The 24,139-nt window shown below is 61.7% G+C and carries 14 protein-coding genes; 4 read left to right on the plus strand and 10 right to left on the minus strand.

Annotated elements, in window-relative coordinates:
• Positions 1 to 4: 4 nt before the first annotated feature.
• From FYK55_RS15970 to FYK55_RS15980, 3 genes are all read right to left on the minus strand, one after another.
• Positions 5 to 928, minus strand: a complete 924-nt coding sequence (locus FYK55_RS15970; RefSeq protein ID WP_150077435.1) for a DUF1559 domain-containing protein — start codon at positions 926 to 928, stop codon at positions 5 to 7.
• Between the two features lie 413 nt (positions 929 to 1,341).
• Positions 1,342 to 2,820 (minus strand): sulfatase family protein, encoded by a 1,479-nt coding sequence (locus FYK55_RS15975; RefSeq protein ID WP_150077436.1) that lies wholly within the window; start codon positions 2,818 to 2,820, stop codon positions 1,342 to 1,344.
• Positions 2,821 to 2,942: 122 nt separating this feature from the next.
• The gene (locus FYK55_RS15980; RefSeq protein ID WP_150077437.1) at positions 2,943 to 4,301 is read right to left on the minus strand and encodes a putative sugar nucleotidyl transferase; all 1,359 of its coding nucleotides are present in this window, start codon (positions 4,299 to 4,301) and stop codon (positions 2,943 to 2,945) included.
• Positions 4,302 to 4,547: 246 nt separating this feature from the next.
• On the opposite strand from FYK55_RS15980, the gene FYK55_RS15985 reads away from it, so the two are divergent.
• Complete coding sequence (locus FYK55_RS15985) at positions 4,548 to 5,666, plus strand: hypothetical protein (RefSeq protein ID WP_150077438.1); 1,119 nt, start codon at positions 4,548 to 4,550, stop codon at positions 5,664 to 5,666.
• A gap of 33 nt (positions 5,667 to 5,699) precedes the next feature.
• Here FYK55_RS15985 and rph read toward each other — a convergent pair whose 3' ends face one another.
• From rph to argB, 4 genes are all read right to left on the minus strand, one after another.
• The gene (rph, locus tag FYK55_RS15990; protein ID WP_150077439.1) at positions 5,700 to 6,401 is read right to left on the minus strand and encodes a ribonuclease PH; all 702 of its coding nucleotides are present in this window, start codon (positions 6,399 to 6,401) and stop codon (positions 5,700 to 5,702) included.
• Between the two features lie 70 nt (positions 6,402 to 6,471).
• A complete protein-coding gene (gene argF / locus FYK55_RS15995; RefSeq protein WP_150077440.1) occupies positions 6,472 to 7,404 on the minus strand; it encodes an ornithine carbamoyltransferase in 933 nt (310 codons plus the stop codon).
• A 41-nt stretch (positions 7,405 to 7,445) separates the two neighbouring features.
• Entirely contained in the window at positions 7,446 to 8,864 is a 1,419-nt protein-coding gene (locus FYK55_RS16000; RefSeq protein ID WP_161604544.1) for an aminotransferase class III-fold pyridoxal phosphate-dependent enzyme, read from the minus strand.
• 137 nt (positions 8,865 to 9,001) lie between these two features.
• The gene (gene argB, locus FYK55_RS16005; RefSeq protein ID WP_150077462.1) at positions 9,002 to 9,868 is read right to left on the minus strand and encodes an acetylglutamate kinase; all 867 of its coding nucleotides are present in this window, start codon (positions 9,866 to 9,868) and stop codon (positions 9,002 to 9,004) included.
• Between the two features lie 441 nt (positions 9,869 to 10,309).
• Here argB and proC point away from each other — a divergent pair, with 441 nt between their 5' ends.
• Positions 10,310 to 11,122 (plus strand): pyrroline-5-carboxylate reductase, encoded by an 813-nt coding sequence (gene proC / locus FYK55_RS16010; protein WP_150077442.1) that lies wholly within the window; start codon positions 10,310 to 10,312, stop codon positions 11,120 to 11,122.
• 385 nt (positions 11,123 to 11,507) lie between these two features.
• Here the strand turns inward: proC and odhB are convergent, their stop codons facing one another.
• Positions 11,508 to 12,818 carry a 2-oxoglutarate dehydrogenase complex dihydrolipoyllysine-residue succinyltransferase gene (gene odhB / locus FYK55_RS16015; protein ID WP_150077443.1) on the minus strand — a complete coding sequence of 437 codons (1,311 nt, stop codon included), beginning with the start codon at positions 12,816 to 12,818 and terminating at the stop codon, positions 11,508 to 11,510.
• 230 nt (positions 12,819 to 13,048) lie between these two features.
• On the minus strand, positions 13,049 to 16,789 hold the full coding sequence (locus tag FYK55_RS16020; RefSeq protein WP_150077444.1) for a bifunctional proline dehydrogenase/L-glutamate gamma-semialdehyde dehydrogenase: 3,741 nt from the start codon (positions 16,787 to 16,789) through the stop codon (positions 13,049 to 13,051).
• A 189-nt stretch (positions 16,790 to 16,978) separates the two neighbouring features.
• Between FYK55_RS16020 and FYK55_RS16025 the strand changes: the two genes are divergently transcribed.
• A complete protein-coding gene (locus FYK55_RS16025) occupies positions 16,979 to 18,619 on the plus strand; it encodes a sulfatase family protein (protein WP_150077445.1) in 1,641 nt (546 codons plus the stop codon).
• 329 nt (positions 18,620 to 18,948) lie between these two features.
• On the opposite strand, the gene FYK55_RS16030 is transcribed toward FYK55_RS16025, so the two are convergent.
• Complete coding sequence (locus tag FYK55_RS16030; RefSeq protein WP_150077446.1) at positions 18,949 to 21,276, minus strand: PQQ-dependent sugar dehydrogenase; 2,328 nt, start codon at positions 21,274 to 21,276, stop codon at positions 18,949 to 18,951.
• 328 nt (positions 21,277 to 21,604) lie between these two features.
• On the opposite strand from FYK55_RS16030, the gene FYK55_RS16035 reads away from it, so the two are divergent.
• Complete coding sequence (locus tag FYK55_RS16035) at positions 21,605 to 24,121, plus strand: CehA/McbA family metallohydrolase (protein ID WP_150077447.1); 2,517 nt, start codon at positions 21,605 to 21,607, stop codon at positions 24,119 to 24,121.
• Positions 24,122 to 24,139: the final 18 nt, after the last annotated feature.

Consider the following 24,139-nt stretch of genomic DNA (forward strand, 5'->3'; position numbering starts at 1 on the left):
GATGCTAAAACTCCTCGTTGATGATTTCGTGACCGTTGATCGTCACCAGCCCGATGAGGATTTCGGCATCCAGTGATTCGGTCAGGAAGTGGACCGATCCGTCCACAAACGCCGCCATGGCGCCACCCGGGTGAAAGCTGTAAACCCCCTGACTGTTGTTGCAGTTGATCGTGCAGGTACCGCCCGGCCCGTCTCGAGTGATCCCGTCGGCTCCGAAAATTTGCAGCTGAAAGACTTGGAACGAAGGCCAGGTTCCCCAACTGGTCGCTTGGCTGAGCCCGGCGTTGGACGGCTGCATCCGCCCTCGAATGTATAAATCGGGCCTGCCGGCCTGCTCGGTGACCAGCATCGTGTGGGAAAGCCCGTCGGTGATGTCCGCCAACTTCCGGCGCCGCGGAAGGTCGTCCATGGCCGTGATTCGATTGTTCTTGCTCAGCGAAGGCGTGCCGTACAAATCCGAACGAAAGCTGTTGGGACCGAAGTAGTCTCCCGCCGCCCCGATCGATGAGACTCCGCTTACCAGGACTTCCATTTGGCGCTCGCCCGTCGCCGATGGGCACAGGAACAGCGGCAAGGAGACGGCAATGTTGTCCGCGTTCTCCGGCGCGTAGAAGTCGCGGTCGAAACGGTAGTCGCCCTGCAATCCAGGCTGCTCGATGAAGGGCAAGATGGAGGGCCCCCAGCCGCGGCGGTTTCCGCGCGACAGGTTCCTTCGCGGCGGCATTGCGTGATAGGCGGACTCATAATTCAACGCCGCCAATGCAATTTGCTTGAAGTTGTTCTGGCAGTTCATCCGTCTGGCCGCCTCCCTGGCGGCTTGCACCGCCGGCAGCAACAGCGAAACCAGAATTCCGATCACCGCGATCACAACCAGCAGCTCGACCAAGGTGAATGCCGTTCGTTTTGGTGCGTTCAACGTGGATGTCACGTGTTCTCCGTTTCTGCCTCAGGCCGCTATGCTTCGTCGTGTGCTGCCCGACTTCGCATGTGATGTACCAAGCAGAATGGATCGAACGGAAAAACTCTTTTGCGTCGGCAAATCGCGGGACGAAAATCCTTCTTGTCGGCAAACGGCGATGCCGAGAACCAATCACCAAGCGGCTAGACGCGATGCATAATCCGCCCGGGGCGGAGAACATTCCACCGCGCGGACGCGTTGAAGCGGTTGCTGAATGCACCGCGGAAGATGCGACGCCCTCCTGAAAAAGAAGGGTGAAATAAAACGGCGCAACCTCCAAGCGGGACGGTGAATTGCCAACATCACCTTTCGCGATGGATGCACCGATAGCCCGACGGGTTATTGGATGAACCACGACCGACGCGGCGAAAGCACGGCACCGATCAGGGGGATGCAATCCGTTGCAGCAGTGCGTCAACGAATTCCGCGTCGCGGAACGGATCGGACGTGTCGGCCCGCCATTGCTTCAACGCGGCCTGCAGCTTTGCCAACTCCGTTTTCATGTCGGGATCATCGGCAAGGTTGTTCCACTCCCAAGGATCATGTTGCAAATCGTACAGTTCCCATTCCGGGGGCGATTGAAGCCGTTCAAAGATTTTTCGCACCGGAGACGATGGCTCCCGCTGCAATGCCAGCGCGGGGGCGGGACAACCATCGACCGACGGTGCCGGTCGTGCGGTTGCACTGAGTGGATTGTGGATCAGTTTGTAGCGCTGCGTGCGCACGCTTCGGCGGGGGAAGTAGGGCGTCCCGCCGTGAAATTGGAATTCGGCAAACAAGTGGGTTCGCCAGTCCGTGGACTCATCGGGACGGTCCGTCAACACCGGTCGTAGCGATGCGCCGTGCAAATCTTCCGGGATTGGCAATCCCGCCGCGTCCAGGAAAGTCGGCACGATGTCCACGGCCGAGACCAGACGCTTGGAGGCGTGCGGCTGCGAAACGCCGGGCCATCGCACCAGAAACGGGACCCGCAGTCCGGCTTCATAGCAGGTGGTCTTCCCGCGACCGACCGGCGGACCGTGATCTCCCAGAATGATCAAGACCGTGTCGTCTTCGTGTCCGGTTTCCTTCAAGACATCCAGCATCATTCCGATCCCCGCGTCGGCGCGACGAACGCAGTTGTAGTAGCCGGCGACCCGGGAAAGCATCTTGTCGTTGTCCACGCCTTGGAACGGAAACGCGTTGACCGAGTCGGCGGTGCGCGGCTGCTCGGGGATGCCGTCCACCTGGTCGGGGAATTCCGTTCGGCCCGTCCGCCGACCGTTCTTGCGAACCGCCTGGACGTGCGGATCGAAGACGTTGAACATCAGGAACCAGGGCTGCCCGCCGGAATCTTGAATGAAGTTTCTGGCCAATTCGGCCTGGTCGCGAATCTGTCGGCTACCGAAGCCCGAATTATCCTTCACATCCAAGGTGAACGACGATTCCGGATTGACGTGCAACTTGCCGATGACCGCGGTGCGATAGCCGGAACGTTTCAGGATGTTCGGCAGGGTCCTGGATTGGACCTCACCATGAAGGTGAAACTTTCGGGCCGGCGGCAAGTCGCTGAGCGCATTGGCCAGGCCGTACTGCCCGTTGGCATGGGGATAAAGCCCCGTCAGCATCGCCGAACGGGAAGGGCTGCACGAAGCCTGTGCGACATGGGCGACTTCGAATCGAACCGCCGAACGTGACAGCTCATCCAATCGCGGTGTTTGGGCCTGCGAATCGCCGTAGCAGCCGAGTTGCACGCCCAGGTCATCGGCGGTGATCAGCAGCAAGTTGGGCGATTTGGCCGCTGCGACGCCCGACCCCACGAGCACGAGAGATGACAGTGTGCAGCAGATCGCCGCGGCGCGGCGTCGGAGTTCCTGAATCATGATCTGATTTCCGGTGGGGAATCGATGGAAGTGGCAATCTGGTGACCGAACTTGATGCGGCCGCGACGTTCAGGTGAGGCATCACCAGAAGCTGATCTATCAGGTGCGGTCCGAACGCCGAATCACAAGCCGTACTGCTCGGCGTACTCGCGTTCCTCGGATGTCAGTTGATACATGTCTTGAATCAACTGGACATCACAGGGCCGCTGCTCCACTTTTCGGCGGGCAAACATTCGTTGCTGGGTGTTGACCATCACGTCAGCCGGCAACAACGACTGTTGGCCAAACAGCCGTGCGTAGTTGACGAAACCCGGGACATTGGACGTGACAAATCCATACAACATGCTGCAGACCCCAATCACCTTCCCGGTAAAGATGCTGGTATTGATCGCGGTCTTGCTGTAATCGCCCATGATGCACCCGAGAAACTGCATGCCCGTGCTGACCTTTTCGCCGCCGTACTCGATGTTGATCTTTCCGTACGTGTTCTTCAAGTCGCTGTTGCAGGTTCCGGCACCCAGGTTGATCCAGCTGCCAAGGTAGCTGTGCCCCAGAAACCCATGGTGCTGCTTGTTGGTGTACGGTTCGATCACCGACGCCTCCACTTCGCCACCGATCTTGACGGTATGCCCCAATGAGACGCCATCTTTCAATGCGGCGTGTTCAATCACGCGCGTTCCCGGTCCCGCGTAGACCGGACCGGACAGATAGCAGAACGGTCCCACCTTGACGTTTTTGTCCAACAGAATTGGGCCCTCACTGGTGTCGACGGAAGCGTACTGTCCGATCGAGACGCCTTCGGCGACGTAGACGCCTTCGGCGGACTCCTTGTACTTGCCCTCAGCCAGACGGTGCGTCATTGCCGCCGGCATTTCACGCATGTGCCATGAAACCACGTCGTGGGGCCAATCGAACGTCGGCAAGTCGCCGGCATCCAAGTCCAGGGTGTCGGCCGGCAACTGCTGGGCAGCCTGCAAAAGTCGTTGGACGATTGCTTCGCCGCTTCCTCGCAAAAGCTGGGCCGTGGAATTCGCCTTCGCCGCTTGAAACGGTGACGCCATCTCCCCGGCGGGTTGCGGTTTGGCCGACCCGCCCGGCGGGAATTCTTGACGCTGGAACTGCGACGCCGGAATGCGGGCAAGCAGCACCACGCCGGTGTGTGGACACTGGACGGCGCCGAACGCCTTGTTGCGGCACAACGTTTTCAGCTGCGACAACAACTCGACGCGGGGAACCAGGCGGGCATTGACCAGCAGGATGTCATCGCCTTCCAAAATCGAGTCATCGGGAGGTGCGAGCTGCTGATCCAGCCGTTGTTGCTCGGCAAGGTACTGCCGAACGGAAACCGTCACATTCCCGCCCAGGCATCGCAACCAATCCACCAGCCGGTAACTCGCGCAGGTGATCGCATACGCCGGACGCGCGTGCGTGATGGGTTGCAATCGATCGACGCGGCCATCCTCGTAACAGACAATTTGCATCGTGCGAAGTTTCCAGGAAGTGTGGAAGCGAAAAGTGTTGAGGCGGACGGTGCCGGTTTACCGGTCGGATTGTATCGGTCGTGCAGTGTACTCAAATCGGACATCGGTTCCGACGGGGATTCCGGTAGCACCGAGGGGCATTTGCCCGCATCGAACGTACGTCACCGATTACGCTTGCGTGCTCGGGCCGGCGGAGCTGGCGCGTTTCGATGTTGCACCGACGCGTTCACCTCACGTTCAGATCCCATGCAACCTGCGCGATTGCTGCTCTGCCTGCTGCCCTGGTTCCTTTCACCCCCGGCCGGTGCACAGCAGCCAACCGACGAGGACCTGTCCACCTGGGTCAAGCACCTTTCGGACGATTCTTACACCGCACGGCTGGTCGCGCGTGAACGGTTGCTGCAATACGCCGAACGTGGCGCCGAAGAGTCCGAAGCGGTGGAAGCACGACTCCGCCAGCCGGTCTCGCCGCGTCGAGACCTGGAATCCTACCTGGCACGTCGGTCCCTGCTGCAAGCGATGGCACAGGTCTCTGAACGCCGACGTTTAGATCGTTTCCTACATGATCCGGCATTCGACCGTGATCGATTGGAAGGATGGTCCGCGTTTCGACGTCACGCCGGCGACGATTCTGTGTCGCGTCGGCTGTTCGCAACTATTTTCCAGCGGTTCCCCGATCAGTTGCAACGTTTGTCCGATTCGCAATCCGCATCCTTGATCCAGCCGCCGGAAACACTCGATCGAAACGATTCGGCAGCCTGGGCAATGGCGTTGGTTGCTGCTTGCGAATCGCACGAACAGCATTTGGGCGAAAACACCTTTCGGCTGGTATCGGCGCTACGGTGCTTTGGCACCGGTCCTCTGCCGAACTCCGAGGGCGAACGCCATGTCATCAAGCGCTTGGTCGGCGCCTACTTGCAAACATCACCGGCCGACGTCCGTGATCGGATGACCATCGGCGTGCGGTTCGAATGCCGTGAGCAAACATTGCAACTGTGCCGACTCGTTTTGGACGACCCCTCGCAATCACCATCGGCCACCGTCACGGCCATGTTGGCGGCATCCGCTCTGGAGGGACCCTCCGAAACGATCGATGCCTGGATCCAGCGATACGGCACGGATTCGCGCACCAGTCACGTTTGGCGATCGTTGGTCGAACCGAAGACGACCCGTCGAACCCAGGTTCGGGATGTCGCCGCAGCACTGCAATTGCACCGCGAAGGTCGCGATCCTCGTGAGCACGGATTCACCGCTTTGATCGCCGATCCGATCCTGGTCTTCCAGGCATACAGTCTGGGATTCGCCTCCGAGCAGGAACGCCAGGAAGCCCAGCGCCAACGTATTTCAATCCGATCCGACCGCTAGGCGACCAACCGCCCGTGGATCGGGTTCCTTCGCTCAAGCGGATTGCAACACTTCCCGCTGTCGCTGCGTCAGTTGTTCGATCCCACGACGCGCCATCGCGATCATCTCCGTCAGCTGAGAATCGTCAAACGTCGCCTCCTCACCCGTTCCCTGGATTTCAACGAACCGACCGCTTCCGGTCATGACGACGTTCATGTCGACGTCGGCGGCGAAATCCAAGTCGTAATCCAGGTCCAATTTGACTTCGTCTTCGATGACCCCGACGCTGACCGCGGCGATGCTGTCGCGCAACGGGCCTTCGCCGATCGTGATGCCCGGCAATTCATTCTGAATCGCCTTGGCCAAGGCGATGAATCCACCCGTGATGGCCGCGGTGCGCGTGCCGCCGTCGGCTTGCAAGACGTCGCAATCGACGACGATGGATCGTTCTCCCAGGGCCCGCAAATCCACGACAGCGCGCAGCGAACGCCCAATCAATCGCTGGATTTCCGTCGTCCGTCCGTCCAGCTTGCTGCGTTCGCGTCGTTTCCGCGGCACGGTGCTGCCGGGCAACATGTTGTATTCGGCAGTCACCCACCCCTTGCCTTTTCCTTCCAACCATGGCGGAACGCTGGGTTCCACCGAGGCGGCGCACAACACGATGGTTTGACCCGACTTGTAAAGCACGTTGGCGGGATGGTTCGGAAGGTAGCCGAGTTGAATTTCGACGGGCCGGAGTTCGTTGGCGGGACGCATGCGTGACCGAGGGATGGGAGGAGGGCGAGAATCTAAGCCGTGGGCGGACAGGGTTCAGCGAGTGCTTCGGTCAGACATTCTTGCTGATCCAATCGCGGGCCAGCATCCACACCAGCAAACCCTTTTGGGCGTGCATCCGATTGCCTGCCTGGCGAATGATCGCGCTGCGATCACCGTCCATCACTTCATCGGAAATCTCTTCCCCGCGGACCGCGGGCAGGCAATGCATCACGCAAGCGCTCGAGGGCGCGGCGGCGATCAATGGGTTGTTGACCTGGTAGTCGGCGAACGCGCGACGTCGCTCCAGCATCTCCGCCTCCTGGCCCATGCTGGTCCAGACGTCCGTGTAGATCACATCCGCGGTGGCGACCGCGGCATCGGCATCGTGCATCGTTTCGACGCTGGCGTTGGGACAGACCTTGGCCAATCGCGACAACCAGTTCGAATCCATCTCGTAACCTTTCGGACAGGCGAGCGTGAATTTCATGTCCAACATCGCGCAACCCAGGGCTAACGATTGCGCCACGTTGTTCCCGTCACCGACGAATACCAGATGCTTCCCGGTGTAGGATCCGAAGATCTCCTGGATCGTCAGGATGTCGGCCAGAGCCTGACAAGGGTGACAAAGATCGGTCAAGCCGTTGATCACCGGCATGGCGTCGAAACTGGCCAGTTCCTCGACCCGCTCGTGCAACTTGGCGCGGCACACCACCGCATCGATGAATTGTCCGAGCACGTTGGTGAAGTCCGAGGGCGCTTCCCGTTTTCCCCAGCCCACGTCCTGGCCAAGAAACAGGCTGGATCCACCCATCTGCACCATCCCGCTTTCAAAGCTGACGCGGGTCCGCAAGCTGGGTTTCTCAAACAGCAACGCCACGACCATGTTGCCCAGAATGGACGGCCGCTCTCCCACCTGCCATTTGGATTTGACCACCGTCGCGATCTTCAGGATCAACTTCAAGTCGTCGGAGCTGATATCGAACAAAGAAAGAAAGTGTTGCATCGAACTGTTGCTTACTCAGGTGATTTGATTGGGAGTGATTCTCATTCGGTCGGGTCGGCCGAGGCGGACTCCACCGCACGGTCGGCTTCCGCCACGCCGTCGGCTTCGGCATTGACCTCTTGATCGGCGATCTCGTGATCGGCCTGGGCCTGTGGGTTGGTTTCGTCAGAGTGGCTGGCGGGAGTTTCCGTGGCCATGCCACGCTCGGCATCCCGCAAGACGCCCGCGATCCGGTCGATCAGTCGACGGCATCCCTGATCATTCAGACTGGGCGGCGGTTGCAGCAGAAATCCGGTCGGATCGATCGGCTGCAGGGAGAGCGAATGTTGCCGAGCCAATCGGACCAGATCCGCTGCCGGCACGTCGGTCTGCACGGCAAGTGTCAGCCCGCAAACGGACAGATCGCGAACCAATGAGCATTCGCTAATCGTCTGGGCCAGGTCGCGGGCGAAGCCTTCGGCTCGTTCGGCAACCTTGGCAAGACTGTCACGGCGGATCATTTCCGAAAGCGTCGCCAGCACCGCCGATCTGGTCACCGACAGCGTCGGATCCGCCCAAATCGGTTCCGACGGCGGATGCTCCGGCGCCGCAAACCCCTGGGAACCACTTAGCATCAACGCCCCGGGCAACCCGGCGAACAGGCCCGCCGATGCGATCAGCACGTCCGCGGCAATCGGCTGCGGCACTTCGTCATCGGCTATTTCACCCGCACCGCCACGCGATGCCAGCGTCGAACGCGACGATGCCAGCGAAGAAAACGTCAACGGCTCTCCCGTCGCACCAATGCACAGCGTCGATTCGTCCACGATCAACAGCGCCCCGTGCTGGTCGCATGTTTGCCGAGCGGCCGACAACAACTCGGGATCCAATGCAACGACACCATCGACCAGATTGACCGGGCTGAGGATCACGGCGGCAACCGTTTCGTCGACAACCTGCCGCAACCGATCGATGTCGCCGGCCCCAACATGAGCGAAGCCGGCGACCATGGGTCCATAACCGTCGTGCAATTCCGGACGCCCACTGGCCGTCCGGCACGCGGCCGTGCGGCCATGATCGCTTCCCACCAGGGACACAATCTTGAAGGCCGAAGGATCGCGTCGGCGTGCCCAGGTGATTGCCGCCTCGAGCGCTTGATCCGGCGAGGCGAATAGCATCGATTGCGTGACGCCGTTCCCCACCGGAGACGGTCGGTCGGCAATCCATCGGATCAACCGCTCGCTCAATTCCCTGTCGTCACGAAACTGATCCGGCAAGAAACGATCGCGGAGCGGGTCACCGCCTCCTGCGCGGACCGATTCCATCATCTCCGCAACGATCGCTTGATCGCCCGCGGGAAAAAAACTGTGTCGCCCGGCGCAACCGTCGATCCAGGGCAAATCTTCTTCGATCGAAGAACCGCTTGTCGGCGCCACGTCTTCCGTTGGCAACATGGACTCGGGTTCGGACGGCTCGGTCACGCTATCCTCGGACAAAATCAGATCCAGGGTCGGTGGGGAAAAGAGATCAGGTCACATCGGCACAAGGCGAGGTTCGCGGCGAATCCGAAAAATCACGCCCGGCCGCCGGACGGGCAGGCTTTTCAGAACCGCATCCTTCACGTCTTGTAAATCTCGGTCCCGACGCCTTGCGAGGTGTAGATCTCCAACAACAAGGAGTGCCGCAAGCGTCCATCAATGATGTGAACTTTCTTCACGCCCCGACCCAGCGTGTCCAGACAGGCCTGGACCTTGGGGATCATCCCCGAATCGATCACGCCCGAGTCGATCAGCTCCATCGCCTCCTGCTCGTTGAGCGAGTGGATGATGGTTTCCGGATCATCCTTGTCACGGCGGACGCCGTTGACGTCGGAGAGGAAGACCAGTTTTTCGGCGCCCAAGGCCTGGGCGACCGCCATCGCGGCCGTGTCGGCGTTGACGTTCAGGTGCCTACCGCCTTCACCCTCGCACATGCTGGGGATCACCGGAACCTGGTCGGTGTACAACAGCCCTTCGATCACACTGCGATCGACATCCGTCACCGTTCCCACGTGTCCCAGGTCTTCGCCGGTGTCCAGGGTCAGCGGCTTTCCAAACAACACGTTGGTCGTGGAAAACGACAGATTCATTGCCCGACCACCGAGCCGTTCAATTTCTTCCGTCAAGAACACATTCAGCTCGCCGGCCAGCACTCGTTCGACAATTTCCAACGTGGCATCATCCGTCACCCGCCGGCCGCGAACGAATTGCGGCTCAATCCGGGCCGCCTGCAACGCGCGGTTGATCGCTTTGCCGCCGCCGTGAATCAGCACCGGCTTCATCCCCACGGTTTCCATGAAAATCACATCCAGCAGGATGTGCAGCAGGGCGTTTTCGTCGTCCAGCACACTGCCCCCCAGCTTGATCACGGTCGTCTTGCCGCGAAACTTGCGGATCCATCCCATCGCTTCGATGAGGGTGTCGGCTTTGGCGATCGCTTCTTGCACGCGGGAGACTCCGGCGACTGGGAAAGGTAGACTGGCGACCGATTCGGTCATGTGGTCCACTCCGGTGGTGGGTGCGTTGGACTCGGTCAAGCCGCTTCGGCAACCGGATTTTCCCGGGCTTGGGCGGTGAAAAACCGACCATGCTAGGTTCAGGCCCGATGGGGGTCAATTGAAGTCGCGACGGCGAGACCGGTCCGAATGCCGTCCGGCCGGTATTTCGGCGGGCCGAGGCCGGGGAATCCCGACGGGACGTGGCCCGTGGGCGTGCCGCCATGGGGCCGCCGATCGATGATGGCGGGGCGGTGAATCCGCGTGGCGTGTGCAAACCGAGCCCGCTGATCAGAGACGGCCAAGTGGCCCCGACGCCCGACGCATTGGGCTCCACCCGGACCGGCTCCCCCACCCGTTCCTCCCAATTGCTAGCTACAGGAAGAAGACTTGATGAAGAAACGCGCGGTCACGTTCATCGGCGGCGGACAAATGGGACGCGCCCTCGCCGGGGGCATGTTGGGATCGGGAACCGTCGATTCGCAAACACTCTCAGTGGTCGATCCGAACCCGGAAAGCCGTCAGTGGTGGAAGCAACACCACGCCGACGTGGCGGTCGGGGACGACCTGGCTGCGGCGGTGGAATCCAGCGAGGTCGTGTTCCTGGCGGTCAAACCGAACGTCATCGCGACCGTCACCGGTCAACTGAACGAACTCGCCGGTGACGACAAGCTGGTGGTCTCGATCGCCGCCGGGATCGGCTTGAAGACGCTTTGCCAGGGTGTCGGGCACGACCGCGTCGTTCGTGTGATGCCGAACACGCCCAGTCTGGTCGGTGCCGGAGCGAGTGCGTTTTGTGTCGCCCCGTCGGTTTCCCGGGACGATTCGGAGTGGATCGAAGCGGCGCTGAGCGGCGTCGGCACCGTCGCTCAGGTTCAGGAGTCGCAGATGGACGCGGTCACCGGACTGAGCGGTTCGGGACCGGCGTACGTGTGCTTGATCATTGAAGCACTGGCCGACGGCGGCGTGCTGGCCGGGCTGCCACGTGGTCTGGCGATGCAGTTGGCCGCGCAGACGGTCCTCGGCTCGGCCAAGATGTTGATCGAAACGGGCCGGCATCCCGGTGAGTTGAAAGACGCGGTGGCCAGCCCGGGTGGGACGACCATCGCGGCCCTGCAGGTGCTGGAGGACAAGCGTTTGAGGTCGGCGTTGATCGGCGCGGTTCAGGCCAGCGCCCGACGCAGTCAGGAACTGGGATCGTCTTGAGCGGTTGACCGCGCATCAGGTCCGAGTCGCACTCCCGTGGCGGCGCCACCCGTTGGGAATGGAGCCGCCTGTCTGGTTCCAAGGCTCCCGCCTTGGAACCCACTGCTCATCAGGCTCTGCCTGCCGACCGGGCATGACGCTCGATCGGACGCAGGTGGCGGAGCCACCGGTGCAGCGCGTTCCCAGGCAGGAGCCTGGGAACGGAATCATCTGTCTGGTTCCAAGGCTCCCGCCTTGGAACCCACTGCTCATCAGGCTCTGCCTGCCGACCGGGCATGACGCTCGAGTCGGACGCAGGTGGCGGAGCCACCGGCGCAGCGCGTTCCCAGGCGGGAGCCTGGGAACGAGGTTGGGAACGGAATCATCTGCCGACGGCGCGGGCTTGCTAGAGTTCCAGAAACAGCCGCGCCGGATCCTCGATCACTTCCTTGATCGTTCGCAGGAAGCCGACCGCTTCGCGACCGTCGACGATGCGGTGATCGTAGGTCAGGGCGACGTACATCATCGGACGAATTTCCACCTTCCCGTCGATCGCAACCGGTCGATCCTGAATCGAGTGCAATCCCAGGATCCCGCTCTGCGGCGGATTGACGATCGGCGTGCTGAGCAGCGAACCGTAGACGCCACCGTTGCTGATCGTGAACGTTCCGCCGATCAAGTCTTCCGCCTGCAGACGGTTTTCGCCGGCCTGCTTGGCGAAGTCGCCGATCGTCCATTCGATTTCGGCAAATGACATCCGTTCGACGTTGCGAAGGATGGGAACGACCAGTCCCTTTCCGCCGCCGATCGCGATGCCGATGTCCTGGTAGTTGCGGTAGATGGCGCTGTCTTCACGGATCTCCGCATTGACGGCCGGGAACCGCCGCAGTGCTTCGACGCTGGCCTTGGCAAAGAACGACATGAAACCCAGCTTCACGCCGTGCTTTTCCAGGAAGGCGTCCTTGTACTTCTTGCGCAGCGCCATCGTGGGCTGCATGTCGATCTCGTTGAACGTGGTCAGCAGGGCGGCGGTCTGCTGGGCGCTGACCAGGCGCGAAGCAATGGTGCGGCGCAGCATGCTCAGCGGTTTGACTTCTTCGCTGCGATCGGGCGCGCCGGTCATCAGCGAAGAGCGGCTGGGCGGTTTGGAGGGCGCGGCAACCGAGCGACCGGGTTCGCTTTTGGAGGACGTCTGGCCAGCCGACGCGGTGGGCGCCGAAGACTTGGCGGGCCGGTTCTCCAGAAATTTCTGCACGTCTTCTTTCAACAACCGGCCGCCGGGGCCGGTTGCGGGGACGTCCGAGGCCGACAAGCCGTTTTCGTCCAGCAGACGCTGGGCGGCGGGCATCACGAACGAAGCGGCCGAACCCGACGACGCCCCCGATGACGACGCAGACCCTTCCGACTTGGCGGGCTCCGCGCCGGCGGAGTCGCCACCGCCCTGGTCGCCCCCACCGGCCCCTTCGGGCTTGGGCGCGACGCGGATCTTGGCGATCACTTCGCCAACCTCGGCAAAGTCTTCCGATTCCTTGCTGATGTCCTGCAAGAATCCCGCCGCCGGCGACGGCAATTGGACCGACGCCTTCTCGGTTTCGATGTCGATCAAATCTTCGCCGGAGTCCACCCAATCGCCTTCAGATTTCATCCACTGTCCCAGTTGGACTTCGGTGATGGATTCGCCCACGGTCGGGATCTCGACGTCTACTATTTCGCTCACGATTTCCAAGTGTCCCAAACAGGTTTGATATCGGCGTTCGCGTCGTCGGTCGACGGACGGTGAAAGAATAACCCCCAACAGCCGAGGTGTCAGGATACCGGAGCCTTGCACGCGTCGGTTTTCGCCGCGTCGGACCGGAGGCACTCCGACGGGGGACGGACGCCTGTGCTAGCCGGACCACGGGCATCGCTTCTCAGGTCACCGCGCAACACCCGCTCAGGCTCACCCGCTCAGGCCGGTTCGGCTCGCACCTCGTCGGCCCGTGCCCCCAGGTTTCCGTACCGATGGTAGTCCACACTGACGGCCTGTTCGCGAAGGTACCAGAGCGGTTCGATCCGACCGTCGGCGACCACTTCGGCTCGGGCGATGTAGATCTGATGCTGATTGGCCGCTCGCCGAATCGGCTCAGCCACCGGCTCTCGGCCCGGCATCCGCAAACGATCGACCTGGCCTTCGTCGATCGCTTCGACCAACGCTTGCTCGCTTTCCTGAACCACCTCCACGCGTCCCGCCCAAGCATCGGTCAGTTTCGCAAAGTCGTCCAACATTGCTTCGGCCACCCCTTCGCCATGGCTGATGGTGATCCGCGCCCCGACCCGCACGGCCGCGGCAACCATGATCAGCAGATCTGCCAGCGTGACGGTCGGATCCAGCCGGATGCGGACGTGGGTCATCGGCAGGTAGCGGCGATAATTGTCCTGGCCGATCAAACGCATCGGATCATTCTCCGCAGTAAATTCCTGCTCCGCCCAACGTTCAATGCTGTCAATCGCGCGGACGACCCGTTGGCGATCCGCGGCGGTCCAGCGACGGGTGGGCGTGCCCGCAGTTTCCACTGTACTCGTTGATTTCGCTGTACTCGTTGGGTTGACTGTGCTCGTTGAATTCATCGGGGGCTCCGACACGTCCATGGTCGTCAACCGCTTCAGCAGGCCGCGCAGCGGAGGCGATTGGACCGACGGGTCGCGCCCCGCCGTCGCCGGCTCGGCGGCATCGCGGATGTCCATCAGCGGGATCACGTAATTGGGACCGCCGGCCTTGATCCCGGGTCCAAAGGCGCTCTTGCCCATGCCGCCGAAGGGTTGCCGCAACACGACCGCCCCGGTGGTGGACCGATTGACGTACAGGTTTCCGGCTTTGACCGCATCGATCCAGATCGACTGTTCCCGATCGTCCAAACTCTCCAGTCCGCTGGTCAGCCCAAACCCGGTGGCGTTGACCGTGGCAATCGCATCCTCCAGGTGCCGGTACTTCATCACCGCCAACACCGGACCGAACAGTTCGGTGCAGTGCGTGAAACTGCCCGCCGCGACGTTCCACTTGACACCCGGCGACCACAGCTGGGGATTGTCTCCGCGGTGCTCGGGCATCACGGCCCACTGTTCATCGTGCTCCAATTCCTTCAGCCCCCGCTCCAGGGCTCCTCGGGGCGGGCGAATCAACGGTCCCATTTTCGTGTCCGCCTCCCATGCCGATCCGACGTGCAGGCTGCGCACCGCGTCACACAACAACTCCTTGAATCGCGGGTCCTCGTAGACTTCTTCCTGCAATAACAGCAGCGAGGTCGCACTGCACTTTTGACCGGAGTGCGAAAACGCCGAATGCAACACGTGCTTGATTGCCAGGTCGCGATCGGACAGCCCGGACACGATCGTCGCGTTCTTGCCGCCGGTCTCGGCCAGCAGATCCATCTCGGGTTTGTCGTCCAGCATCGCCACCGCCGTTTCGGTGCCGCCGGTCAAGATGACGACGTCGACTCCGTCGTCGCTGACCAACCGCTGGCCGGGACCGCCGCCCCGGCAGGGCAGCAGTTGCAAGACGTCGCGCGGAATACCGGCTTGCCAGAAACATTCGCAGATCACCCAGGCCGGCAAGACCGTGTCGCTGGCGGGTTTCAAAATCACGGTGTTCCCGGCCGCCAGCGACGCCGCGACGCCGCCGCAGGGAATCGCGATGGGAAAGTTCCAGGGGCTGACCACAACCGCCAGTCCGCGCGGAGCACATTCGATCGACTCGCGTTGGTACAGCTCGGTGGCGGTCAGCGCGTAGAATTCGACGAAATCGATCGCTTCACTGACTTCGGGATCACTTTCGTGCAACGTCTTGCCGCCATCGGCCAGTGCAGCGCCCATCAGATCAGCCCGTCGCTCCCGAATCCGCTGCGCCGCGGCACGCAACAGCTCTCGCCGCCGCTCCGGCCCCATCTCCCGCCAACCCTCCGCGGCATTTCGGCCTCGGGCGATGGCCGCTTCGACATCTTGGTCGTCGGCCATCGGATAGCGGCAAACCACCACGCCGGGACGTGACGGGTCGGTGGATTCATACCACGATCGTTGGCGTCCGTCGTCATACAGCGGCAACTCCGTGGCGTCGGATCCGCAACGATCCTTCCAGGCGTCGTAAATCTGCTCCTGGGCCCAGCGAACGTTCTGTCGCAGCGAAAAGTCCGTATCGGGTTCGTTCTTGAATGCATCCAGGGACTCCGGCGCGGCGGGCTGGCAGGGAGCCAAGTTGCGATCCTGCTGTCGCCGCGGCTGATCGCTGACGGTGCTGATGTTTTGGACCGACTCTTCGAATGCGGCCCGCAGTTTCGACCAGGCTTCGCTGCCCGGTTCGATTTCAAAGGTGTGCCGCAGGAAATTCTCTTCGCCGGTGTTCTCGTCCAATCGCCGGATCAGGTAGCCGATCGCGTGCAGGAATTCTTCGCGACGACAGGCGGGCGCATACAGCAGCATGTTCCCGGCCAATTCAAACAGGGCACGGCGCTGATGGTTGGCCATCCCTTCCAGCATTTCGAACTGCACCCGCTGCAGTGCGTCCTGTCGATACGCGGTGATCAAAGACCAGGCGACATCGAACAGGTTGTGCGATGCGATACCCACCCGCAGCACGTCGCGGTGGCGCGGATCCAAAGCCCAGCCGACCATTCGTTTGTAATTCGCGTCGGTCTGCAGTTTGGTCTTGTACGGCGCCTGCGGCCAACCCATCAAACTGGCCTCCACGCGTTCCATCTCCATGTTCGCTCCCTTGACGATCCGCACGGTCAAGGGCGTACCGCCGGCCGCGACTCGGCTTCCCGCCCATTCGGTCAACCGTCGCAAGACGTCGTAGGAATCCGGAACGTAGGCCTGCAGCGCGATCCCGGCGCGCACGTCGCCCAGACCGTCCCGATCGAGCGTCGTCATCAGGGCGTCGGCGGTCAAATGCAGATCGCGGTACTCTTCCATGTCCAAGTACACGAACTTGGGCACTTCACGACCATCGGGAAACTGGAACCGCTCTCGAGCCGCGGCCCGGTACAGCAGTTCCAAGCGATCCGCCAAAACGTTCAGCGTTTGCTTCCAGGCCAGCGTGGAGATCTGCGAATAGATGGTACTGATCTTGACCGACAGACATTCGACTTCGGGAATCTGCAGGGCGTGCAGGTACAACTGCAGTCTTCGCTGAGCTTCCTGCTCGCCCAATAGGGCTTCGCCCAGGAAGTTGACGTTCATCCGGACTCCCTGGTCCAGCCGCTGGCTCAAATGCTGACGCAGCATTTCCGTCTCGGCCGGTAAGATGACGTTCGCCGTCTCCTTGCGCATCTTGTCCTTCACCAGCGGCACCGCAACACCGGGCAGGTACCCGCCAAAGGACTGGAAGCCGCGCAACATCGCGCGGTCTAGCGGGCTGAAGAATCGCGGGATGCCCTGCAAGTCCAAGATGTGCGTCAGTTGATCGGCGACACGCACGTTGCGACCGGTGCGAAACGCCTGGTCGGTCATCTGCACCAGAGTCGACTTGTCCTCCGGCAGCGAAATCATCCGATTGAGTTCCGCCTGCTGGCGTTTCTCTTCCGGCGTCAGCAATTCATGCGATCGGACCAGCAACCGCTCCGCCAGCCGGGCGGCCAGTTCCGCGTGGTCCAACTCTGGCCCGCCGGCCTGGAGGTCTGCGAGGGTTTCTTCAAGCCGTCCGTCGGAACAAATCATGGCGATTTCAATTGATGGGTTGCTGGTCCAAAGCTTGCATCCATTATTTCAGGCTTGGCCTTCGTCCGGACCCCCTGCGACACCGGAATGGGCGTCAAAATAGCGGTCGATTCGCATCGGCCCGGGGAGGCGTTAAACTGTCCGCCACAGCTCCACAACGATGCCAAACGCACCCCTTGAGATCCCCACATGCTGACAAACTTCAAACGCGTGGTCGCGATCTGCCTGGCTTTTCTAGCGACCCTCGCTGGCAACGATTCCGCCACGGCGCAAAGCCGAACCGATGACGGGCGGCCCAACGTGGTGATGGCCTTTGCAGATGATTGGGGAAAGTACGCCAGCGTGTACGGAAAGCTCGAGCCCGGCGGCATCAATGATGTGATCGCCACGCCGCACTTTGATGCGCTCGCCGCGGACGGTGTCCTATTCACCCGCGCCTACGTCAGTGCGCCATCCTGCACGCCCTGTCGCAGTTCCCTGTTGTCGGGCCAACACTTTTGGCGATGTGGACGGGCTTCGATTTTGCAGGGCGCTGTGTGGGACTTCAGCAGCCCGGCCTATCCGTTGATCTTGCGGGACGCCGGCTATCGCATCGGTCACACCTACAAGGTCTGGTCACCGGGTACCCCGGCCGATGCTCCACACGGCGGAGCCGAAACGTCCTTCAACCGACACGGCCGAAAGTTCAACGGGTTTTCGCAAAACGCGATGAAGGCCGACAACCCGGCCGCGGGCAAAGCGGCTCTGCTTGACGAGGTCCGGCAGAACCTTCGGTCCTTCCTGGACGCAGACAATGACGAAGTGGTCGATGGGGAAGGGCCCTTCTGCTACTGGTTCGGACCGACCAATTGCCACCGCAAATGGATCGCCGGAAGCGGCAAACGGTTGTGGGGAATCGATCCGAACCAGCTGAAGGGAAAGTTGCCTCCGTATCTGCCCGACGTCGAAATCGTGCGGGAAGACTTCGCCGATTATCTGGGCGAAGCCCAAGCGTTTGATGCGTCGTTGGGCGTCATCATCGAAGAGCTTCGACGGGTGGGTCAGCTGGAGAACACCATCCTGGTCGTCAGCGGTGATCACGGAATCCCCGGTGTCACGCGGGGCAAGTGCAACCTGTACGACCTGGGTACCAGCGTTCCCCTGGCGATCCATTGGCCCCGGGGCATCGCCTCGCCGGGACGGGTCGTCCAGGACTTCGTCTCGTTGCCGGACTTGGCCCCGACGTTCTTGGAAGCCGCCGGCGTGAAAGCACCGACGACGATGACCGCCCGGTCCTTGATGCCGCTGCTGCAAAGTGATCGCAACGGCCAAATCGATCCGTCACGTGACGCCGTCTTCACGGGGCGGGAACGTCACGTTGCCGCCGTGCGACCGGGCAACAAACCGTACCCGCAGCGTGCCATCCGCACCGACGACTACCTGTACATCGTGAATTTCCAGCCGGAACGCTGGCCGATGGGTGTGGGACCGGGATTCGGTGCCGAGGACGGCCCGATGCCGGAGTTTGAGGCACTGCGTGAGAACACGTTTGCAGCGTTTGGTGACATGGACGCCAGCCCCACGAAGGCTTGGGTGGTGACCCACCGCCAGGAAGACCCGCAATCATTCCAGTTCGCCGTGGGCCGACGGCCGCGTTTGGAGTTGTACGACATCCGAGACGATCCGCACTGCATGAACAATCTGGCCGACCGCGAAAGCCACGCCGAGGTGCAACAGCAATTGCATGAGCGGTTGATGCAGGAGTTGACCGAAACCGGTGACCCGCGCGTGTCGGACGACGTGATGTTCGAGCGATCCCCCTTCACCGACGCGTTCCGCCGTCGCCGTTAGCAGGACATGTGCCCTGCGTTTGTGGGTCAATTCCGTCGCGGTCCATCGAGCGATCGATGCGTCGCCTTTGATCCTCCCGGAGAAAGGTGAAGCACAGCCGCGACGCGGCGACAGCTCTCTGCCGTCGGCGCAAGCCGACGGTAATAGCCTCCGATTCCCACCAGCCGCGAAGCGGCGACAGCAACACCCCCTGGGCTGTCGCCCCTTCAGCGCTAATGGCAAGAGACGACGAGCACCGGCGGCCAAGGCCGCCGGCAGTGCGTTATCGGCCGTGCCGGCCTCAATGAACTTCGACGCTGCGATCTTCCCGGCGCGTCCGAAAACACGACTCAGTCGAACACGCGAAAGAATCGTCGACTGAATTGTCCGTAATCCTGGCCGTCGACGTCACCGTCGCCATCGAAATCGAAGCGTCCGTCGAATGCCGCTGATTCGATCGGTTGCAAGTAGGTGCGACCGAATCGGCCAAAGTCCTGGCCATCGACATCGCGGTCACCGTCGACGTCACCAAAGAGCCGAAAGAATGCGTCGGCGTTCTCGGCACCGAATCGATAGTCGTCGCCACCGACCCCGTCGCCGTTGCCGTCAAGCGACTTCCCGGCAGCCGATACCCGCGCGGCATCGATCCGCAATTCGTACTGTCCGTCTTTCAAGGTCGTCCCGGCCTCGCCTCGCGACTCGGTCAGGGGACCTGCGAAGGTCAACGTGGCCTGCGTCTTCCCCGTTGCCGTGGACACCGCCACCGAGACGTCGACGCTGCCGCCGGACGTTTGATCGGTCACCTGAAAGGCATCGTCGTGACTGAGGTCCAAGTCGACGATCCCGTCGAAGGTCACCACCAGTTGGTCCACGTGGGATCGCTGGGTCGCTCCGCCGTTGAGTTCCACACGTTCGACGCCGGGGACATCGTCATCGTTGATCACCCCGGTGGCGCTGGACTGTCCCAGCATGGCACCGGTGACCTGCGTGATGTCGACACGAAAGGTTTCGTCGGCTTCGGGAAGCCGATCTCCGATGACGGTGACCTGGAACGACTTGGTCGTCTGGCCGACATCAAACACCAGCGTCTGAGTCGTTGGAACGTAATCGGCACCCTCGGTGAATCGAAAAACCTCGCCGCCCCGGTCGACGACGTACAGGTTGCCCGCTTCATCTTCTCCGAACGAGGAAATGCTGCGGACGTCTCCTGCGTCGGCAGCGATCAGGCTGGTCCAGTCCGTGAAGTCACGGTAGTTGGTTCCGTCATAGTTCTCCGGCACGTCCGCCTGGGGACGAATCGACCACACGCGGCCGCGAACGTAATCAGCAAAGAAGTACTGGCCGCGTAACGAATCGATGGGGCCGCGATACAAGTATCCGCCGGTCACCGAAAAACCTTCGTTGCTGGCGGTGCCGTGTTCGTACTGATAGATCGGATCGATGGCTCCGACGGGCTTTGGGCCGCCGACGGTCGGTGTCGGTTCCGTTCCTTCGCGGAGACGCCAGCCGTAGTTTTCCCCGCCCGAGCTGGTCCCCGGTTGCCGATTGATCTCCTCCAGGATGTTCTGTCCGACATCGGCGATGTACAGGTCACCCGTCAACGCGTCGAAGCTGTTCCGCCAGGGGTTGCGCAAACCGTACGCCCAGATCTCGTCGTCGCCCGTCACGCCGACGAACGGGTTGCTGGCCGGGACGGAATAATTGCGTTCGGGATCCGCCGGAAAGTCGTCTCCGTTGACATCGATCCGCAGCAGCTTGCCCAGCAGGTTGTCGGTGAGATCTTGCCCGTTGTTCTGTGGATCGTTGCCGGATCCGCCATCGCCGGTGGCAATGTACAGGTAGCCGTCGGGTCCGAACGCAATCCATCCGCCGTTGTGGTTGGAGAATGGCTGGCTGAATCCGATCACCGTGGTTCGGCTGCCGGGGTCGGCGGTCTGGCCATCGGGATTGGACTGGTAACGAAATACTCGGGTGTTCCCCTGGGCGTTCGTCTGATTGACGTAAAAGGTCCCGTTCGATTCGTACTCGGGATCGAATGCCAATCCGAGCAGTCCGCGTTCGCCACCGGTGCTGAGATCGCCAGCGGTCAGAAAGGGAGTCGAAGCGACCACGCCGCTGGCACGCGACATTTTCTTGATCACGCCGTCCTGTTCGACGATGAACAGAGAATCAGAATCACCCGGTGCGACGGTCACGAACACCGGTTCCGAAAGCCCGCTCGCAATCCGCTGGACGTGGAAGGCCGACGCCGTTTCGTTGAAAGCCTGCACTTGCACCGTGACCGGCTCGGACGCCGCCGCTGACAACGTCACTTCAAATGAAAGCGTGCTGCCGCCGACATCTCCTTCGACAATGTCGGCGTCGGCGATCGACACGACCGGCAGGGCGCCTTCGGCTTCGGCGACGCGCTGAGTGGAGGTATTCGAAGGTTGTGGCAACATCGCGCGTGGCGACTCCGGTTGCTGCGGTCCGTAAACGACCGCGGCCGTGGCTCCGGAAGAACCGAAAGTCGTCGCCCCACGGGCGGTCGTGATCCAGCGTGGATCGGCCGCCTCGCAATAGTTGCCAAAGACCGGGGCGGATCCGCTACCGGGCTCCGTCAAAGCCGCCAACAACCGCCGTTGCTCCAACGGCTCGAACCACGCGCTGAGGCGTCGACGCGATTTCAGACGATGCATGACAGGCCGCGGGGAAAAGCGAGAAGTCGATTGACGGACCACAGGCCGAACGCAAAAAGAAACCGGCCGTGGAATCCGACGGAGCCCTATCTACCGAGTAACAAGTGTAGATCGAACGGCCCGCGGAATGTCTGGCAGCGGGCCATCGCAGCCGAATTCCAGGTGTGAATGCCGGTCCGGGAACGGCTCGGCGGCGGGGTGCATCGGCATCACCTTGCCGGCATGGAGATGGCCAATCGACGACCTTTCGCCCACGGTCCGTCGCGGGCGGATATCATTTCTTGTTCCAGCCTCCCGTCCCGCCCACCGTTCCCCACTGTGTCTGGTCATGGAATCTTTGCGCCCACCAAGTCGAATTCTGTGTTTGCTGCTACTGCTCTCCGCGTTCGTCACGCCAATCCGAGCGGCCGAACTGACGGTCATTGATGAGCAACATTCTCCATCGATTGACGGGAAAGAGGTCGATTGGATCTACGGCGACTACATGATGAAAAACGACCAGATCACTTTGGTCATTGCCGCCCCGACGGAAACCCGCGACGCAAACCTAACGATTCGAGACATCGGTGCTTCGTTGCTGGACTTGACGCTGAACAAACCATCGAACGACCAGTTCAGCGCCTACACTCCGACCGCGGGCAGGTACCTCTTTCAAGATCCCTCCAAAGTCGAAACGGAAACCGACGGATCCACGGTCGTCTGGCGTTGCCAATCCTCCAAGACGCTGGCCGGCGACGGCACCACCGCGACGGTCACCTACCAGCTGTCCGACGGTTCTCCCTTCGTCCACGTTTCGGTCGTCATTCGCGGTGATCAAGCCGGGGACGTCCGCGCCTACGATGGCGTGCGCGCCGATCGCACATTTTCGTTTGATCAGGGAAATGGACTTGCCATGTGCAGCGATCCGTTCTTCCGTCAAACCATCGCGTTCCTGCCTGGAGACGAATTCGGATCCGGCCGGGGCGCGCCGGCACCCAAATGGCAACGTGACCGTCCCATGCAGTTGCGTTACTCAGCCGCGCACGTGGAACGAACCTCCAATCAAACCGGCTGGGATATCCAAATCTATCCGACAACCAGCCCGTTGGATCTCAGCGGGGCATTGGACGGCGCAACGATGCGGAGCTTTCACGTCAAATCGGGCCTGCCAACGTTTGACGGCCAGGCGGTGACCCGAGCGAAATTGGCCATCGAACCGGTGGCAGGCGGCGCCTCCGAGGAACCGCCGATCGTCCACAGCGACGACCTGGGCGTGGCACACGTGCGACTGCCCAACGGCCGTTACCGCATCACCGCCTCGGCAATCGGATTTGAAGATTCAACGCGAGAGATCGCCTTGGATGACCAAACCACCGCGGTCGAAATTCCCCTGTCCGGCTACACCGGCGTGACGGCGACGGTCACCGACCAGTCCGGCCATCGGATTCCCGCCAAGATGACCGTCTACGCGGTCGAGGGAGAGCACCCGGACTTTGGGCCCGACAGCACGCGAACCTTCATCAAGAACTGTGTGTACTCCGTTCACGGTTCGCTGCGTTGCCCGCTGGATCCCGGCCGGTACGAAATCTATTTCAGCCACGGGCCGGAATACGACAGCGCCCACCAGACGCTGGAGTTGGCCGCGGGCGACTCTCGGGAAATCGCCGTGCAACTGGATCGGGTCGTCGATACCCCCGGTTGGATCAGCGCCGAGTTTCACAGCCACAGCAGTCCATCGGGTGACAACGTTTCCGACCAGTACGGACGGGTCGAAAACCTGTTGTGCGAACACCTGGAATTCGCCCCCTGCACCGAACACAACCGCATCAGCAGCTACGTTCCCCACTTGGAACAGATGGGTGTGGCCGACCAAATGGCCACCTGCAGCGGAATCGAGTTGACCGGACGACCGTTGCCGGTCAACCACCAAAACGCGTTCCCGTTGCACCACCATCCGCACACGCAAAACGGTGGCGGCCCACGCACCGACCCCAACCCCGTGGTCCAGATCGAACGGATCGCCATGTGGGATGATGGCAGCGCAAAGGTGGTCCAGGAGAACCACCCCAACCTGCACCAGATCTACGGCGACCTGGATGTCGACGGTCGTCCCGACGACGGGTTTCGCGGCATGCTGCAGTGGATGGACGTCGTGGAAGTCGATCCGTTGCAAGTGATCTTTGAAGATGTTGCCGGAAACCCGCCCAACGTCCGCGAGATGAAGATTCCGATCTTTCAGTGGATGCAATTGCTCAATCAGGGCTATCGGATCCCCGGCGTCGCCAACACTGACGCGCACTACAACCACCACGGCAGCGGATGGCTGCGAAACTGGATCGCCAGCGCCACCGATGATCCGGACAAGATCAGCATCGAAGAGATGGTCAAGCAAGCCGAAGCGGGGCACATCGTGATGTCCACCGGACCGTTCCTGACGGTGCGTGGGACATCGGCCGCGGTGGACCGCGCCGCCATTCCAGGCGACGACCTGGCCGCCGCCGACGGCAAGGTCACGCTGGCCGTTCGCGTGCAGTGCCCCAACTGGTTGGATGTCAACCGCGTCCAGGTATTTGTCAACGGACGCCCCGTCCAGGAATTGAATCGGACTCGCAAGTCGCATTCAGATCTGTTCGGCGCCTCACGAGACGTCACAAAATTTGATTCGACTTTCGACGTGACGCTCGATCGTGACGCCCACCTGATTGTGGCGACGATCGGCGAGGGGATGACGATGCAGAAAGAGATGGGACCGGTGATGGGCGACCTGCCGCCGATCGCCGTCAGCAACCCGATCTTCGTCGACGTCGATGGCGACGGATTCAAACCCAATGGGGATGAACTGGGGTTGGCTTTGCCAAAGCTCTGATCGGAGCGCCGCATCGAC

Source organism: Roseiconus nitratireducens (assembly GCF_008629675.1).
Taxonomy (GTDB): Bacteria; Planctomycetota; Planctomycetia; order Pirellulales; family Pirellulaceae; genus Stieleria; species Stieleria nitratireducens.